The sequence below is a fragment of the Streptomyces sp. NPDC020379 genome, from assembly GCF_044387105.1.
In the GTDB taxonomy this organism is placed as follows: Bacteria; Actinomycetota; Actinomycetes; order Streptomycetales; family Streptomycetaceae; genus Streptomyces.
The window spans coordinates 21,899-39,247 of record NZ_JBIRVR010000036.1 but is presented as its reverse complement, the minus strand read 5'-3'; the positions used below and the strand labels follow the sequence as shown (position 1 = coordinate 39,247).

At 73.3% G+C, this 17,349-nt stretch carries 6 protein-coding genes; 5 read left to right on the top strand and 1 reads right to left on the bottom strand.

Annotated features, from left to right (window positions below):
• Together ACH427_RS31000 and ACH427_RS30995 are read left to right on the top strand one after the other, a co-directional pair.
• A partial coding sequence (locus tag ACH427_RS31000; protein ID WP_398874919.1) for a type I polyketide synthase occupies positions 1–10,707 on the top strand: 10,707 nt, incomplete at its 5' end.
• A gap of 171 nt (positions 10,708–10,878) precedes the next feature.
• Positions 10,879–11,733, top strand: coding sequence for a methyltransferase domain-containing protein (locus tag ACH427_RS30995; protein ID WP_398874917.1), 855 nt, complete (start codon positions 10,879–10,881; stop codon positions 11,731–11,733).
• 59 nt (positions 11,734–11,792) lie between these two features.
• On the opposite strand, the gene ACH427_RS30990 is transcribed toward ACH427_RS30995, so the two are convergent.
• Complete coding sequence (locus ACH427_RS30990) at positions 11,793–12,182, bottom strand: MerR family transcriptional regulator (RefSeq protein WP_398874915.1); 390 nt, start codon at positions 12,180–12,182, stop codon at positions 11,793–11,795.
• A gap of 80 nt (positions 12,183–12,262) precedes the next feature.
• On the opposite strand from ACH427_RS30990, the gene ACH427_RS30985 reads away from it, so the two are divergent.
• The 3 genes from ACH427_RS30985 to ACH427_RS30975 all read left to right on the top strand — a co-directional run bounded on the left by ACH427_RS30985 (position 12,263) and on the right by ACH427_RS30975 (position 17,291).
• Positions 12,263–13,372 (top strand): alkene reductase, encoded by a 1,110-nt coding sequence (locus ACH427_RS30985; protein WP_398874913.1) that lies wholly within the window; start codon positions 12,263–12,265, stop codon positions 13,370–13,372.
• A gap of 288 nt (positions 13,373–13,660) precedes the next feature.
• Positions 13,661–14,131: an XRE family transcriptional regulator gene (locus tag ACH427_RS30980; protein WP_398874911.1), complete on the top strand. Its 471-nt coding sequence runs from the start codon at positions 13,661–13,663 to the stop codon at positions 14,129–14,131.
• A 319-nt stretch (positions 14,132–14,450) separates the two neighbouring features.
• Positions 14,451–17,291, top strand: coding sequence for an ATP-binding protein (locus tag ACH427_RS30975; protein ID WP_398874909.1), 2,841 nt, complete (start codon positions 14,451–14,453; stop codon positions 17,289–17,291).
• Positions 17,292–17,349: the final 58 nt, after the last annotated feature.

The window sequence follows — 17,349 nt, the reverse complement described above, 5'->3', positions numbered from 1 at the left end:
TCGGCGGTCAATCAGGATGGTGCGAGCAACGGTCTGACGGCGCCGAACGGTCCGTCGCAGCAGCGGGTGATCCGTGCCGCGCTGGCGAGTGCGGGGCTGTCCGCCGCCGAGGTGGACGCGGTCGAGGCGCATGGCACGGGCACGACGTTGGGTGACCCGATCGAGGCGCAGGCGCTGCTCGCGACGTACGGTCGGGAGCGCTCCGAGGACCGTCCGCTGCTGCTCGGTTCGATCAAGTCGAACATCGGTCATACGCAGGCCGCCGCCGGTGTGGCAGGTGTGATGAAGATGGTGCTGGCGATACGGCACGGTGTGCTGCCTCGGTCGCTGCATGTGGATGAGCCGTCTTCGCATGTGGACTGGTCCGCGGGTGCGGTGGAGCTGCTGACCGAGGCCACGCCGTGGCCTGAGAGCGGTCAGTCGCGTCGTGCGGGTGTGTCGTCGTTCGGCATCAGCGGGACGAACGCGCATGTGATTGTGGAGCAGGTGCCGGAGTTGGAGCTTCCGGTGGCTTCGGAGTGCTCGTTGTCTGTGGTGCCGTGGGTGGTGTCGGCGAAGTCCGAGGCTGCGTTGCGGGGTCAGGCGGAGCGGCTGTTGTCGTTGACGCGGGATGAGACTGTCGCGCCTGTCGACGTGGCGTTCTCGCTGGCCACGGCTCGTACGGTGTTCGAGCACCGTGCGGTGGTGCTGGCCGGTGAGGCGCAGGCTTTCGCCGCTGGTTTGGGCGCGGTGGTCTCGGGTGAGCCTGCTGCTGGTGTGGTCCGGGGTGTGTCGGCGTCGGGGAAGCTGGCGTTGGTGTTCTCGGGTCAGGGCAGCCAGCGGGTCGGGATGGGGCGTGGGCTGTATGAAGCCTTCCCGGTCTTCGCCGAGGCTTTTGATGAGGTGTGTGCGGCGTTCGACTTGGAACGGCCGTTGCGTGAGGTCGTGTTCGAGGGTGGCGACGCTCTCGACGAGACGGTGTTCACGCAGTGCGGCCTGTTCGCTCTGGAAGTGGCCCTTTATCGGCTGGTTGCTTCGTGGGGTGTGACGCCGGACTTTGTGGCCGGGCATTCCATCGGTGAGATCGCGGCCGCGTATATAGCTGGTGTGTGGTCGCTCGCGGATGCGTGCGCACTCGTCGCGGCGCGTGGCCGCCTGATGCAGGCCCTGCCCGCCGGTGGCGTGATGGTGTCGGTGCGCGCGGCAGAGGCTGATGTGTTGCCCTTGCTCGCCGACCGTGCGGATGTGGACGTGGCCGCCGTCAACGGGCCGTCCTCGGTGGTGGTTTCCGGCGCCGAGGCGTCGGTGTCCGAGGTCGTGGCCCGGCTGGAGGCGCAGGGGATCAAGACCCGGCGGCTGCGTGTCTCGCACGCGTTCCACTCTCCGCTGATGGAGCCGATGCTGGCCGACTTCCGCAAGGTGGCCGAGCAACTGTCGTACGAGGCGCCGCGCATCCCGCTGGTCTCCAACCTCACCGGCGGTCTTGTCACCGCCGAAGAGCTGTGTGATCCCGACTACTGGGTGCGCCACGTCCGCGCGACCGTGCGTTTCGCAGATGGCATCGCCTGCCTGGCGGACCAGGGTGTGACCACGTTCCTGGAGCTGGGCCCGGATGGTGTTCTGTCCGGCATGGGCCAGGACGCCGCTCCGCAGGCGCTCTTCACCGCGGCCCTGCGCAGGGATCGCGACGAGGCAGCGTCGCTGTTGGAGGCCCTGGCTCAGGTCCATGTCCAGGGTCACTCCGTGGACTGGGCCGCGCTGCTCGCCCCGGCCCGTCCCCGGCAGGTCGATCTGCCGACCTACGCCTTCCAGCGCGAGCGCTACTGGCTGGAGTCGGTGGCAGGGCCGGCGGACGTCGGGTCCATCGGGCTCGGTGCGGCGGATCATCCGCTGCTGGGTGCCGCGGTGACGCTGCCGGACTCCGACGGCTGCCTGTTCACCGGCCGGCTGTCGCTGGCCACGCACGGCTGGCTGGCGGACCACAGCGTCATGGGTGCGGTGTTGCTGCCCGGGACGGCCTTCGTCGAACTGGCGCTGCACGCCGGTGGCCGGGTCGGGTGCCCTCGGGTGGAGGAGCTGACCCTGGAAGCACCGCTCGTCCTGCCGGAGCAGGGCGGCGTACAGGTACGGGTGTCGGTCGCCGACGCCGATGAAGCGGGCGGCCGGGCGCTGACCGTGCACTCGCGGCCGGACGGCGACGGTGAACCGTGGGTCCGGCACGCGACGGGCAGGGTCGCCCCCGAGGAGGCGCGCCCGAGCAGCGGCGAGCAGGTGTGGCCGCCGCGGGGTGCCGAACCCGTCGCCCTCGACGGTCACTACGAGCGGCTCGCGGCGACGGGCCTGCGGTACGGGCGGGTCTTCCAGAGCCTCCGGGCCGCGTGGCGCCGGGGGACGGAGGTGTACGCGGAGGTTCTGCTGCCGGAGGACGTGGAGCAGGAGGCGAGCCGCTTCGGGGTGCACCCGGCCTTGCTGGACGCGGCCCTGCACGCGATGGGTGCCGCGGCCCTGCCTTCCTCGGCGGACGAAGGCGTCCGGCTGCCGTTCTCGTGGAGCGGCGTGTCCCTGTACGCGACGGGCGCTTCGGTGTTGCGCGTACGGCTCAGCCGTGCGGGAGCCGACGGCGCGGCGCTGTCGATGGAGGTGACGGACGGGAACGGCGCGCTCGTGGCCACCGTCGAGTCGCTGGTGACACGTCCCGTGTCGGCCGAGCAGATCAACGCCGCGGGTGGCGTGCTCCATCAGTCGATGTTCCGGTTGGGGTGGCGCCGGGTGGCCTCGGCGCACCAGGCGGGGCCCGAACCGGTCCTGCTGGGCGGCGCCGGACTCCTGCCCCGGGAGGCGATGCTGGAAGCGGTGCTCGACCGGACACCGTTCCACGAGGATCTGGACGCGCTGCGCGCGGCCGTGGAGAGCGGTGCGGCGCTGCCGCCGGTGGTCGTATGCGCCCTGCCGTCCATATCGGGTGTGGCCGCCGGCGAGGTGCGGCAGGCCGTCCACCGAGCGCTGGCCCTGGTGCAGGGCTGGCTGGCGGAGGAGCGGTTCGCCGGCTCGCGCCTGGTGCTGGTCACCCGGGGCGCGGCGGCGGCCGGGGCCGACGGTGACGTCGTGGACCTCGCGGCGGCCGCCGTGTGGGGGCTGGTGCGGACCGCGCAGACGGAGCACCCCGGGCGCTTCGTCCTCGTCGACTTGGCGGCCCCTGAGAGCGGGGAAGAGGCGCGGGGGCTGTCCGACGAGGACCTCGCCCTGGTGTCCGCCGCCGTCGCCTGCGGCGAGCCCCAGGTGGCGGTCCGGGACGGAGACCTGCTGGGCGCCCGCCTGGACCGGGTGCGGGCCACGGACGTGCTGGAGCCCTCGGCGACCTGGGACGAGCGGGGCACGGTCCTGCTGACCGGTGCCGGTGGCACGCTGGGCGGGCTGCTCGCGCGCCACTTGGTGACCGCGCACGGCGTCCGGCATCTGCTGCTGGTGAGCCGCCGGGGCGCGGACGCCGACGGCGCCGACGCGTTGGAGGCGGAGCTGAGCGCCGCGGGTGCCTCCGTGACCTGGGCGGCCTGTGACGTGGCGGACCGGGGCGCGCTGGCGGCGGTGCTGGAGGGCATCCCGGCGGACCGTCCGCTGCGCGCGGTCGTCCACACCGCCGGCGTGCTGGACGACGGCGTCGTCGACTCCCTCACGCCGCAGCGCGTGGACGCCGTCCTGCGGCCCAAGGTGACCGCCGCGGCGAACCTCCACGAGCTGACCGAGGCCATGGACCTCTCCGCGTTCGTGCTGTTCTCCTCGGCGGCGGGGACGTTCGGCACCGCGGGGCAGGGCAACTACGCCGCTGCCAACGCCTTCCTGGACGCGCTGGTGCGGCGCCGCAGGGCCGCGGGCCTGCGCGGCCTCTCCCTCGCCTGGGGCCTGTGGGACATGGGCGACGGCATGGCGGGCGGCCTGGCCGGCACCGATCTGCGCCGCATCGAACAGTCCGGCGTGCTCGGGCTGTCCCCACAGGAGGGCCTGACCCTCTTCGACACCGCCGCCGCGGCGTACGCGCCCGTGGTGGTCCCGATGCGACTGGACACCGTGCAGGCGCGCCGCGGCGAGGAAGTGCCGCATGTGCTGCGCGACGTGGTGCGGCCCACGAGCCGCCGGGCCGCCGACACGGTCCGCGACGCGGGCGCCGCGCAGCTGCGCGAGCGGCTCGCCGGGGCCTCGGCGGCGGACGGTGAGCGGCTGGTCCTGGACCTCGTACGCCGCTGTGTGGCCGCCGTGCTGGGCCACGCGGGCCCTGAAGCGGTGGAGCCGGGCCGGGCGTTCAACGACTTCGGCTTCGACTCCCTCACGGCCGTCGAACTGCGCAACCGGCTCGCCACGGCCACCGGGCTCCGCCTGCCGTCCACGCTCGTCTTCGACTACCCGACGCCCACCGCCCTGGCACGGCACCTGCGCGGGGAACTGACCGGCCGGAGCGAGGACGTCCGGCCCGCGGCACCGGTCCTGCCCGCAGGGGCGGACGGCGAGGACGACCCGGTGGTCATCATCGCCATGGGCTGCCGCTTCCCTGGCGGGGTGCGCACACCGGACGACCTGTGGCGCCTGCTCGCCGCGGGGGAGGACGCCGTCTCCGGCTTCCCCGCGAACCGCGGCTGGGACGCGGACGGGCTCTACGACCCGGACCCGGACAGCGACGGCAAGAGCTACGCCCGCGAAGGCGGCTTCCTGCACGCGGCCGGTGACTTCGACCCCGCGTTCTTCGGGATCTCGCCGCGCGAGGCGCTGGCCATGGACCCGCAGCAGCGGCTGCTGCTGGAGACGTCGTGGGAGGCGTTCGAGCGGGCCGGGATCGACCCGGCATCCCTGCGTGGCACCGCGACCGGTGTCTTCGCGGGCCTCATGTACCACGACTACGGCTCGCAGTTGCAGAGCATCCCCGAGGGCGCCGAGGGCTATCTGGCGACAGGCGGATCCGGCAGCATCGCGTCCGGCCGCATCGCCTACACCTTCGGTCTTGAGGGCCCGGCGGTGACGATCGACACGGCCTGCTCGTCCTCGCTGGTCGCCCTGCACCTGGCCGCGCAGTCGCTGCGGCAGGGCGAGTGCTCGCTCGCCCTGGCCGGCGGTGTGACCGTGATGTCCACCCCCGCGACATTCGTGGAGTTCAGCCGTCAGCGCGGCCTGGCCACGGACGGCCGCTGCAAGCCGTTCGCGGCCGCGGCGGACGGCACGGGCTGGGGCGAGGGCGTCGGCATGCTGCTCCTGGAGCGGTTGTCGGACGCGCGGCGCAACGGTCACCAGGTGCTGGCGGTCGTGCGCGGCTCGGCGGTGAACCAGGACGGTGCGAGCAATGGTCTGACGGCGCCGAACGGCCCCTCGCAGCAGCGTGTCATCCGGGCGGCGCTGGCGAACGCGCGGCTGTCGGCCGCCGAGGTGGATGCCGTGGAGGCGCACGGTACGGGCACGACGCTGGGTGACCCGATCGAGGCGCAGGCGCTGTTGGCGACGTACGGCCAGGAGCGTTCGGGCGACCAGCCGTTGTGGCTGGGCTCGATCAAGTCGAACATCGGCCACACCCAGGCCGCGGCCGGTGTCGCGGGCATCATGAAGATGGTGCTCGCGATGCGCCACGGCACCTTGCCGCGCACACTCCACGTCGACGAGCCCTCGCCGCACGTCGATTGGACGGCGGGCGCGGTCGAGCTGCTGGCCGAGGCCACGTCGTGGCCCGAGACCGGGCGGCCGCGCCGGGCCGGAGTCTCTTCCTTCGGCCTCAGCGGCACCAACGCGCACATCATCCTCGAACAGGCCCCTCAGCCCGAGGCCGAGGAACAGCGGCCGGAACGGCCACTGCCGGTGGTGCCGTGGGTGGTGTCGGCGAAGTCCGAGACGGCGTTGCGCGCGCAGGCGGAGCGGTTGCTGGCGCGTGTGGGGGAGTTGTCGCCGCTGGACGTGGGTTTCTCGCTGGCGGCCGGCCGGGGTGTGTTCGAGCACCGTGCTGTGGTCCTGTCGGGACACCGGGAGGGCTTGAGCGTGCTGGCGGACGGGCGCGAGGTGCCCGGCGTGGTGCGGGGTCGTGTCGCGGGGGCGGATGGCCGTGTGGCGTTCGTGTTCCCGGGGCAGGGTTCGCAGTGGGCCGGTATGGCGGCGGAGCTGCTGGATTCCTCGCCGGTGTTCGCGGAGCGTCTGGGCGCATGTGCGGCGGCGTTGGCGCCGTACGTCGACTGGTCGTTGACCGCGATCCTGCGCGACGTGGAGAACGACGCCTGGCTTGAGCAGGTCGATGTCGTGCAGCCGGTGCTGTGGGCCGTGATGGTCTCGCTGGCGGAGGTGTGGCGGTCGACCGGTGTGGAACCGGCCGCTGTCATCGGTCACTCGCAGGGCGAGATCGCGGCCGCGTGTGTGGCCGGTGCGCTGTCCTTGGAGGATGCGGCGAAGGTGGTGGCGCTGCGGAGCAAGGCTCTGCGGGCACTCTCCGGCCGGGGCGGGATGGTTTCCGTCTCCCTGGATGTGAAGGCGGTCGAGGAGCGGCTGGACAGCCGACTCGCGGTGGCGGCGGTCAACGGCCCGGCCACGGTGGTTGTGTCCGGTGACAACGACGCACTGGAACAGCTCCTCGCCGGCTGTGAGGCGGATGGCATCCGCGCGCGTCGTATCGCGGTGGATTACGCCTCGCACTGCGCACACGTGGAGGAAATAGAGAGCGCGCTCCTGCGCGACCTCGCCGACATCACCCCGCGCCCGGCCTCCGTGCCGTTCTACTCGACGGTGACCGGTGGCCTGCTGGAGACCGACACACTCGATGCCGCCTACTGGTACCGCAACCTGCGCCAGACCGTCCGCTTCGAAGAAGCCGTCCAGGCCCTCCTGAACGATGGCTTCCGGCTCTTCGTGGAGTCGAGCGCCCATCCGGTCCTGACCATGGGCATCGAGCAGACCGCAGAGACCCACACCATCACGGCCGTCGGTTCGCTGCGCCGCGACGAGGGCGGCTTCGACCGCTTCCTGACCTCCGCCGCCGAAGCCTTCGTCGGCGGCGCCTCCGTCGACTGGGCCAAGCTCTTCGACGGCACAGGCGCGCGTCGCGTCGACCTCCCCACGTACGCCTTCCAACACCAGCGCTACTGGCTGGAGTCGGCCCCCGCGGCGGTGGGTGATGTCACGTCGGCGGGTCTGTCCGCCGCCGATCACCCGCTTCTGGGTGCCGCGGTCACCCTGCCCGCCTCGGACGGCGTGCTGTTGACCGGACGGCTCTCGCTGCGTACGCACCCGTGGCTCGCCGATCACGCGGTGGCCGGTGTGACCCTGCTGCCGGGCACGGCGTTCGTGGAGTTGGCGCTGCGGGCCGGGGACGCGGTGGGCTGCGGCCGGGTGGAGGAGCTGACCCTGGAGGCCCCGCTCGTCCTGCCCGAAGACGGTGCGGTGCGCGTCCAGGTCGCCGTCGACGGCCCCGGCGAGCTCGGACGGCGGCCGGTGAGTGTGTACTCGCAGGCGGAGGACGGCCCTTGGACGCGGCACGCCACCGGTGTGCTCGCGGACGGGGGATCCGCTTCCGGCTTCGTGAGTGGTGAGGCGTGGCCTCCGGCGGACGCGGAAGCGGTCGATGTCGACGGCCTGTACGAGAGGTTCGCGCGGAGCGGCTTCGGTTACGGACCCTCGTTCCAGGGGCTGCGTGCCGTGTGGCGCCGGGGCGAGGAGGTCTTCGCGGAGGTCCGGCTGCCCGAGGAGCAGTGGTCCGAGGCCGGAGACCTGGGCGTTCACCCCGCCCTGCTGGACGGGGCGCTGCACGCGATGGCGTTCGGCGGGTTCGTCCGGCTGCCCGGCACCGCGGACGGGACGGAGCCTGGCGGGAAGGGCGGCAGCGGGGACACCGGACGCGTCCGGCTCCCCTTCGCCTGGAACGGCGTGGCGTTGCACGCGGCGGGCGCGTCCGTGCTGCGGGTCCGGCTGGCCCCGGCGGGTCCGGACGCGGTGGCGCTGACGGCGGTCGACGAGTCGGGCCGGCCGGTGCTCTCCGTGGAGTCGCTCGTGACCCGCGCGATCTCCCGGGAGGAGCTCAGCCGGGCGCACGGAGCCGTCCACGAGTCCCTCTTCCGGCTGGAGTGGGCCCCAGTGGCGGTCGCCGCCGCGCCCGCCGCCCCCGGTGGGTGGGCGGTGCTCGGTGGCGACGGTACGCGGCTGCCGGCGGCTCTGAAGTCGGCCGGGGTGCAGGTCGAGACACATGCGGATCTGTCGGCTCTGGCGGAGTCCGTGGCGTCCGGCCGACGGGTGCCGGAGCTGGTGTTCGTCCCGTTCTCCGAGGAGGCGCCCGACGCGGCCGGCCCGGCGCTGTCCGCCGACAAGGTCCGTGACGCGGTGCACCGGGCGCTGCGGCTGGCGCAGTCGTGGCCGGCCGACGAGCGGTTCGGGCGGTCCCGGCTGGTGTTCGTCACCCGCGGGGCGGTCGCCGTCCGGCCCGGGGACGGGGGCGCCGATCCGGCCTGCGCCGCGGTGTGGGGTCTCGTGCGGGCGGCGCAGTCGGAGAACCCCGACCGGTTCGTGCTGCTGGACCTCGACGCGCAGGAGGCGTCCTTCGCGGCGTTGCCGCAGGTGCTGGGCGGGGACGAACCGCAGCTCGCGGTGCGCGCGGGGCGGCCTTCGGCACCGCGGCTCGCCCGGGTGCGGGCGGCCGTCGCCGGCCCGCGGGCCGGCGGGGACGAAGTCGTCACCGCCCCGGTGTGGGCGCAGGACGGCACGGTGCTCGTCACGGGTGCGACCGGTGTGCTGGGTTCCCTCGTGGCGCGGCACCTGGTGACGGAACACGGCGTACGGCACCTGCTGCTGACCAGTCGTCGTGGCCTGGCGGCCGCCGGTGCCGCCGAGCTGGTGGACGAGCTGACGGCCCTGGGCGCGTCGGTGCGCCTGGCCGCCTGCGACGCCGCCGACCGCTCCGCGCTCGCGGAGTTGCTCGCCGGTGTGCCGGCCGGGCACCCGCTGACGGGTGTGGTGCACGCGGCCGGTGTGCTCGACGACGGCGTCCTCGCCTCGATGACGCCGGAGCGGGTGGACACGGTGCTGCGCCCGAAGGTGGACGCGGCGGTCAACCTGCATGAGCTGACCAGGGATCTGCCGCTGTCGGCGTTCGTGCTGTTCTCGTCGGCGGCGGGTGTCTTCGGTGCGGGCGGGCAGGCCAACTACGCGGCCGCCAACACCTTCCTGGACGCCCTGGCCCAGCTCCGCAGGGCCGAGGGGCTGCCCGCGGTGTCCCTGGCGTGGGGCCTGTGGGCCGAACGCAGCGCCATGACCGGGAACATGGAGGACGAGGACGTCAAGCGGCTGAACCGCTCCGGAGTGGCCGCGCTGACCTCCGAGGAGGGGCTCGCCCTGCTCGACCTGGCGGTCGCGGAGGCGGCCGCGGACGGCGACGGCCCGTCGGACCCCCTCCTGGTGCCCATGCGCCTGGACCTCGCGGCCCTGCGGGCGCAGGCGGCGTCGGTCGGCACGCCTCCTCTGCTCCGCGGTCTCGTGCGGGTGCCGGCCCGCAGGGCGGCCGAGGCCGCTGCCGCCTTGGGCGGGGGAGACGCGGGGCAGGTGCCGCTCGGGCAGCGGCTCGCGGGCATGACGGCGGCGGAGCAGGACCGGGTCCTGACCGAGCTGGTGCGCACGCACACCGCGACCGTGCTCGGTCACGACTCACCGGACATGATCGAGGAGGAGCACGCCTTCCTGGAGTTGGGCATCACCTCGCTCACGGCGGTGGAGATCCGCAACCGGCTCAACCACGTCACCGGACTCACCCTGCCGGCGACGCTGCTCTTCGACCACACCACGTCCGCCGCGCTCGCGGCCTACCTGCGCACCCAGCTGCTGCCGGGCGCCGCGGGCACCCGGCCGGTTCCGGCGGAGTCCGCCGGAACCGCCGCCGGACAGCCGGCGGCGGGCGGGGGCGCGACCGGTTCGACGATCGAGTCGCTGTACCGGCAGGCGTGTGCCGACGGGGAGTACGTGGCGGGAACCCAGCTGCTGATGGCGGCCGCCCGGCTGCGCCCCTCGTTCCGTACGGCCGCGGAACTCACCAGTCCGCCCAAGCTCGTCCGGCTGTCCAAGGGCAGTACGGCGCCGGGCCTGGTGTGTTTCCCGTCGCTGGTGGCCATCTCAGGCGCCCGCGAGTACGCCCGTTTCGCCGCGGGCTTCCGGGGGCGCCGGGACGTGACCGTCCTGCCCGAACCCGGATTCGCGAAGGGCGAGTTGCTTCCGGCGAGCGTCGACGCCGTGGTGGAGATGCAGGCGGAAGCGGTGCTGCGGAGCGTGGGAGGGGAACCGTTCGTGCTCGTCGGCCGTTCCTCGGGTGGCTGGATCGCCCAGGCGGTCGCCGGGCTGCTGGAGGAGCGCGGCATCGCCCCGTCCGCGGTCGTGATGCTCGACACCTATCTGCCCCGCAGTGAGGCGCTGCCCTGGATCCAGACCAACCTGTCCGGCAAGATGTTCGACCGCGAGAAGATGTTCGGCGTGGTCGACGAGGGCCGGCTGACGGCGATGGGCGGCTACCTGCGCCTCTTCTCCACCTGGGGGCCGTCGCCCATCGACGCCCCCATCCTGGCGGTGAAGGCCGAGGAGACCTTCACCGGGTCGGAACAGGGGGTCGACGAGGAGTCCGCGTGGGGCGGCGAGCTCACGCGGATCGAAGTGCCGGGCGACCACTTCACGATGATGGAGGACCACGCCGGCGCCACCGCGCAGGCGGTCCTCGACTGGCTTGCGAAGAACGTGTGATGCGAGGGCCCGGCAGTCCGCCGGGCCCGCCATCGCTCGACACGCGGGAAAAAGAGGAAGCCGGGAAGGGCGTGCACGCGTTCCGCGGGCCGCGCCGAGGCTTCCCGTTCGCACAGATCACCTGTCCATAGATCGCATTTCAACAGATCGCATATCTCGGGGAGAAACACCATGACGTCTTCGACTTTCACGCCCGTCGGCGCACAGGTCGGCGAGTTCTACGACCAGCTGGTGGGCGCGTTCGACGCGTCGCTCTACGGGCCGAACATCCACGTCGGTTTCTGGGACGGCCAGGACGACACCACCGGCCTGGAGGACGCGGCCAACCGCCTCACCGACATGATGATCCGGCGGCTCCAGGTCGGCCCCGGTGACCGCGTGCTGGACATCGGTTGTGGCGTCGGCGGTCCGGCGATCAGGCTCGCCCAGGTGACGGGCGCCGAGGTCGTCGGCATCAGCGTCAGCCTCAAGCAGGTCGAGAAGGCCAACGAGGCGGCCGCGGCGGCCGGTGTGGGCGACAAGGTCACGTTCCTGCACGGGGACGCCATGGACCTGCCCTTCGAGGACGCCTCCTTCTCCGCCGTGTGGCTGCTGGAGTCGGTCATGCAGATGCCCGACCGCAAGGCGGCGCTCTCGGAGGCGGCCCGTGTGCTGCGGCCGGGCGGCCGGCTCACGCTCACGGACAACTACGAGCGGGAGCAGATCTCGGAGGACCGGCGTCCGGTCATCGAGGGCATCCTCAAGCGTTACCACACGCAGTCGCCGGCGTCCTTCGAGGCGTACCCCACGCTGATGCGCGAGGCGGGGCTGCGCTGCACGGAGGTCCTCGACGTCAGTGAGAACACCACCCGGCAGTCGGTCAAGCGGCTCGGTGAGGCCCTCGCCAAGAACATGACCGAGCTGGCCTCCAAGATCGACCCCGAGGTCTTCGCGAAGCTGAAGCCGGCCGAGGGCGAGAACCTGGAGATGCCGGAGATGGGTTACCTGATCGCGTCGGCACGGCGGCCCGAGGCCGCGCAGGTCTGAGCGGTCGGCCCGGGGGCGCGTCGCCTCGGCGACGCGCCCCCGCGCCTGCCCGCGGCCGGTCAGCCCCGCCCGCCCACCGCCGCCCGGCCGGCCACCTCCGACGCCGACTCGATGACCTCGTCCAGGACCTCTCGGGAGCGGACCAGATCGGCGATCAAGCGGTCGATGCGCCGCCGCTCCTCGGCGAGTTCGGCCAGCAGCAGGCCGGTGGCCCGCTCGGACGGGCCGCCGTCGGCGTCCCGCATGCAAGGCAGCAGGCGCCCGATCCTCGTGCTGTTCAGACCGGCGGCGTAGAGGGCCTGGACACGGATGACGCGTTCGACGGCCCAGTCCCCGAACTCGCGGTGGCCACCGGGGGTGCGTTCGGCGGTCAGCAGGCCCTGCTTCTCGTAGTAGCGAAGCGAGCGTTCGCTGACGCCCGTCCGTTCGGCGAGTTCCCCGATGCGCATGCGTGCCCTCCCCGTTCCCGCCGGGCGAGGGCCCGGCCGGACTTGAATCTGCCATCAGTGTCAGCTTTTACGGTACGGGCATGACGAACACAGCCACTGCCGGCCGCCTCTTCGAACCCTTCCGCCTCGGCCCCCTCCACCTGCCGAACCGCCTGGTCATGGCGCCGCTGACCAGGAACCGCGCCGGAGCCGACGGGGTGCCGCAGCCCATCATGGCCACCTACTACGCACAGCGCGCCTCCGCCGGGCTGATCATCGCCGAGGGCACCACGCCGAACGCCGTCGGCCAGACCTACCCCGACATCCCCGCGATCCACCGCCCCGAGCACGTGGCCGGATGGCGGCGGGTCACCGACGCCGTACGGGCAGAGGGCGGGCGGATGTTCCTCCAGCTCCAGCACGGCGGGCGGGTCGGCCACCCGGACAACAGCGGGCTGCTGCCCCTCGCGCCGTCGCCCGTGCCGCTCCCGGAGACGATCCACACCCCGGCCGGCCGCCGCCCCTCGGTGGTGCCCCGCGAGATGACCGCGGACGACATACGGACGACCGTGGCCGACTTCGCGCAGGCCGCCCGCAACGCCGTCGCGGCGGGCTTCGCCGGGGTCGAGGTGCACTCGGCCAACGGCCAGCTCCTCCACCAGTTCCTCTCCGCGAACACCAACCACAGGACGGACGCCTACGGCGGGGAGCCCGCCCAGCGCGTACGGTTCGTCGAGGAGGTCGTCCGCGCCGTGGCCGAGGCGATCGGCCCCGAGCGGGTGGGCCTGCGGATCTCCCCCGGGAACACCGTCAACGGCATCGACGAGGGGGAGACCCACCTCATCTACCCCGCCCTGCTCGACGCGTTGGCGGACATCGGCCTCGCCTACCTGCACATCATCTTCGCCGACCCGGACCAGCCCCTGTTCCAGGAGCTCCGGCGGAACTGGACGGGCACGCTGATGGCCAACCCCCGCCTGGGTACGGCTCTTCCCGACGACGCCGGACGGGCCGCGGGTGAGCGTCTGCTGGCCGCGGGAGCCGACCTCGTCTCCCTGGGCCGCGGCTTCGTCGCCAACCCCGACCTGGCCGACCGCCTGCGCCTCGGCGCCCCGCTCGCCCGGGTGCGGGAGGGCGACTTGATGTACGTGGGCGGGGAGGCGGGCTACTCCGACTACCCCGCACTGGCCACCGCCGGACAGAGCGCTTGAGCCGGGGCCGGGCGGGAGGAATCCCGCACCGGCCCGGCGGCGTTCAGTGGGGGACGGCGCCCATGGGGGAGCGCTCCCGTCCAGGTTCCCGCCGCCCGGGGGCCGTTCTGGCGCAATCACGCAGCACCGGTGGCCGAGGGGATACCCACGGGTAGGGAATGCGGCAAGGTCGCCGTGTCCAGGTATTGCGGCAGGGTGTTTACTGTGCCGTCAGGGGGCACCCGCGCCGGGGTCCGGTAGGACGAGAGCGGCCTGAACGCATGCCGTGTACGGAGGGGCTGGCGAACGATGGATGAAGAAGGGAATGACCGGACCGCACGCCGGCTGACGGTGGCGCAGAAACTCGATCACCTGCTGAGGCTGCGCTCCGGGCCGGGCGAGGACGGCAGGCCGTCCTACAAGAAGATCGCCGCGGAGATCGCGGCACAGTCGGGTGAGACGTTCTCCAGCGTCTACCTCTGGCAGCTGCACCGGGGGGAGCGGACCAACCCGACCCTACGTCACCTCTGCGCCATGGCGGAGTACTTCGGTGTGCCCGTGTCCTACTTCACGGAGGACGACGTGGCCCGGCGCATGATCGACGAGGCGGTCCTGGCGGGCCGCGAACTGGACCAGGCCATGGCGGAGGCCGGGGTGAGCGCGGTGTATTTCCGCGGCGACCTCGCGGCCCTGTCCCCGGAGGGCAAGCGGATGGCCGCCGACCTGATCCGACAGCTCCGCGAGCTGGAGCAGTGCGCGCGGAAGTCCCCCCGGCCGTAGCCGGGGCGGGACGCGCCCAGGGCCGCGCGGTCAGGTCACTCCTACCCCAGGAGTGCCCTCGACGCACCTGTTGAACAGCTTCAACCCTCAAGCTAGGGTGCCTTCTTGTGTTCGCAATAAGCTGTCGTGAGCCATCCGAAGGCAGAAGGCTCACGGAAGTTAACGTCTTGCGGCCGGACCGCCCGAAGGGCACGCCTGCCGCGCGACGTCGCACATGACCGATCGGCCGCTGTTCGCCGGAGCGGCGGCCCGGCGGGCCCGGCGCCGGTGGCGAACGGGGTCCGGGACGGTCTCGCTGTCATACGGGGAGGTCGCAAGCGTGCACGACATCCTGAAATCCGCAGGCGAGGGCCGGGGCCAGAGCGTGCTGGTCGAAGGCACCGCCGGCATGGGACGTACGAGATTTCTGCGCTCCGTTATGGACGCCGCGGAGGAACACGGGCTGCATCTGCTCACCGCGCGGGCCCGGGCCGCGGAACAGGGGGTCGGCTACAGCCTCGCCCAGCAGCTCATGGCCGGTGCCCGGACCCTGCTGGCCGGTGACGCCTTCGGCGCGCTCGGGGGAAGGGACCCGGACGGCCCCGACCCGGCGACGGGCCAGGGCCTGCCGCAGGCTCTCGCCCCGGTCCTGGCCACCGGCACGCCGCTGCTGCTGGCCATCGACGACCTCCAATGGGCCGACACCCCCTCGCTGCGCTGCCTGGGATACTTCATGGCCCGGCTGGAGAACACCCCGGTGGCCGTCGTCGCCACCGTCGCACTGGGCGAGACGCCGGGGGACGAGGTGATGGCCGAGGTGCTCTCCGCCTTCCGGCACCGGGTGCTGCTGCGCGGCCTGTCCGCCGCCGACACCGCCCGGCTCGCCGCCGAGGCCTTCGGCCGGGCGCCCGCCCAGCCCTTCGTCGACGCCTGCCGCACGGCCACCGGCGGCAGCCCGTACCTCCTCGAAGCCCTCTTCCGCGAGATGCGGCTGCACGGCCTGCGGCCCGGCATCACCGCCGACCGGGTCCGGGAGCTCGCCCCGGTCGAGGTCGCCGACACCTTGCTCCCCCGCTACGAGCGCGCCTACCCCGGCGCGGGGACGGTCCTCGAGGCCGTCGCCGTCCTGGACGGCTCGGCCACCGGCGCGACGGTCGCCCGGCTGACGGGACTGGACGGGCTGCGCGCGGCCGACCTCGTCGAGGTCCTGGTGCGCGCGGGCGCGCTGACCGGACAGGGCTCGGTGATCCGCTTCGCCCAGCCGCTCGTACGCACCGCGGTGCTCGCCCGGATCCCGCCGAGCCGCCGTGACGCGCTGCACGCCCGCGCCGCGCGGCTGCTCCAGGAGTCCGGAGCGCCCGCCGAGGAGGTGGCGTCCCAACTGCTCTGCGTACGCAGCAGATCGGGCCTCCACTGGATGTGCGCCGTGCTGTGCGCGGCCGCCGGGGAGGTGATCCAGCGGGGGGACGCCGACCGGGCCCGCGCCTATCTGCGCCGTGGCCTGGAGGAGTGCGAGGGGCTGTGCCAGGGCAAGTTGCTGCACGCCCTCGGGCAGATCGAACTGGCCGCGGACCCGGCCGCAGCGGTGGAACACCTGCGGCGTGCGCTCGGCCTCCGACCCGACATCCCCGGGCGGGTCGACATCCGGCTGTGCATCGCGCACGCCCTGCAGCTCCTCGGCCGGCCCGCCGAGGCAGAACGGGTCCTGCTGGAGGGGATAGGGGAGGCCCGCAGCGTCCGCGAGCGGTCCGCGGAGATGCTGCGGGCCGAACGGTGCCTGCTGCGCGAGCTCAACCTCGCGGTGGACGTCGACATGGACGCGGACACCGCCGGGACGGCCGCGTCCCTGCCGCTGGACGCGGCCGCGACGCCGGGCGACCGGCACACCCGGCTGAGCCTGGCCGCGCTGCGCTCCTCCCGCCGCGGCGAGCAACGCGACCTGGCGGTCCGCCGGGCCCGCCAGGCCTTGCAGGAGGAACACCCCACCCTCGACTGGCGGATCGCGACCCGGACGGTCCCGCTCCAGGTCCTGTCGCAGGCCGATGAGCTGGACCTCGCCCTGGCGGAGTGCCAGGCGCTGCTGGACCGTGCCGGGGCCGAGGGCTCGCGCACGCTCCTCGCCATGGCGCACGGCATGCGTGCCGAAGTGCGCTACCGCACCGGTGACATCACCGGTTGCCTGCGGGACGCGCGTACCGCCCTGGCGCCCGGGCAGACCTCGCCGGCCGGGCACTGGAGCAGGACCGGCCAGGCCGTGGCGGCGCTCGTCGCCTCGCTGCTGGAGACCGGCGAACTGCGGCAGGCCAACCGGCTGTTGCGGGAGTTCGGCCTGGACGCCGGCGTGCCCGACGCGGCGAGCTTCGCCGCGCTGCTGTTCCACCGGGGGCGGCTGCGGGCGGCCTGCGGGTATCTCGAGGCCGGTCTGGCCGACCTGATGGAGTGCGGCCGCCGGCTGACCGCCGCCGGGCAGCTCAACCCCTCGGTGATGTCCTGGCGTTCCGAGGCGGCGCTGATCCACGCCGCTCTAGGGGACCGCGGGACCGCGCTCCTGCTCGTCGACGAGGAGCTGGGGCGGGCCCGGCAGTGGGGCGGCCGCCGGGCCATCGGGCGGGCGCTGCGCGTGTCGGGACTGCTGGCGAAGGGCCGCACCGGCGAGACGGCCCTGCGCGAGGCCGTCGAGGTACTCGAAGCGTCGTCGGCCCGGCTCGACCTCGCCCGTTCGCTCACGGACCTGGGCATCGTGCTGCGCAAGGCCAGCCGCCTGGGCGAAGCCCGCGAACACCTGCGCCGGGCCCAGTCCCTGACCGAGCAGTGCGGTGCCACCATGCTGGCGCAGACCGTCCGGCAGGAGCTGCTGGCGGCGGGGGCCAGGCCCCGCCGGCTGACCGAGGTCGGCATCGACGCGCTCACCCCGACCGAGCGCCGGGTCGCCCTGATGGCCGTCGCGAAGTTAACCAACCGGGAGATCGCGATGAAGATGTTCGTCACCCAGCGGACCGTGGAACTGCACCTGAGCCGTGTCTACCGCAAGCTCTCGGTGCCCGGCCGCTCCGGGCTGACGGATCACTTCGCGGAGCTGCCCGGCGGCACCGGAACCCGCGCCGGCCACCCCGCGGACGGCCGTCGGCCCGGTGCGGGCATCGGCGCGCAGGACTGTGCCGACGACATGGCCGCGGTGTGAGCGGCGGCCGCCGCGGCACGACGTCAGCGGGAGGGTGCGCCGGGCGGCCCCGGCCAGG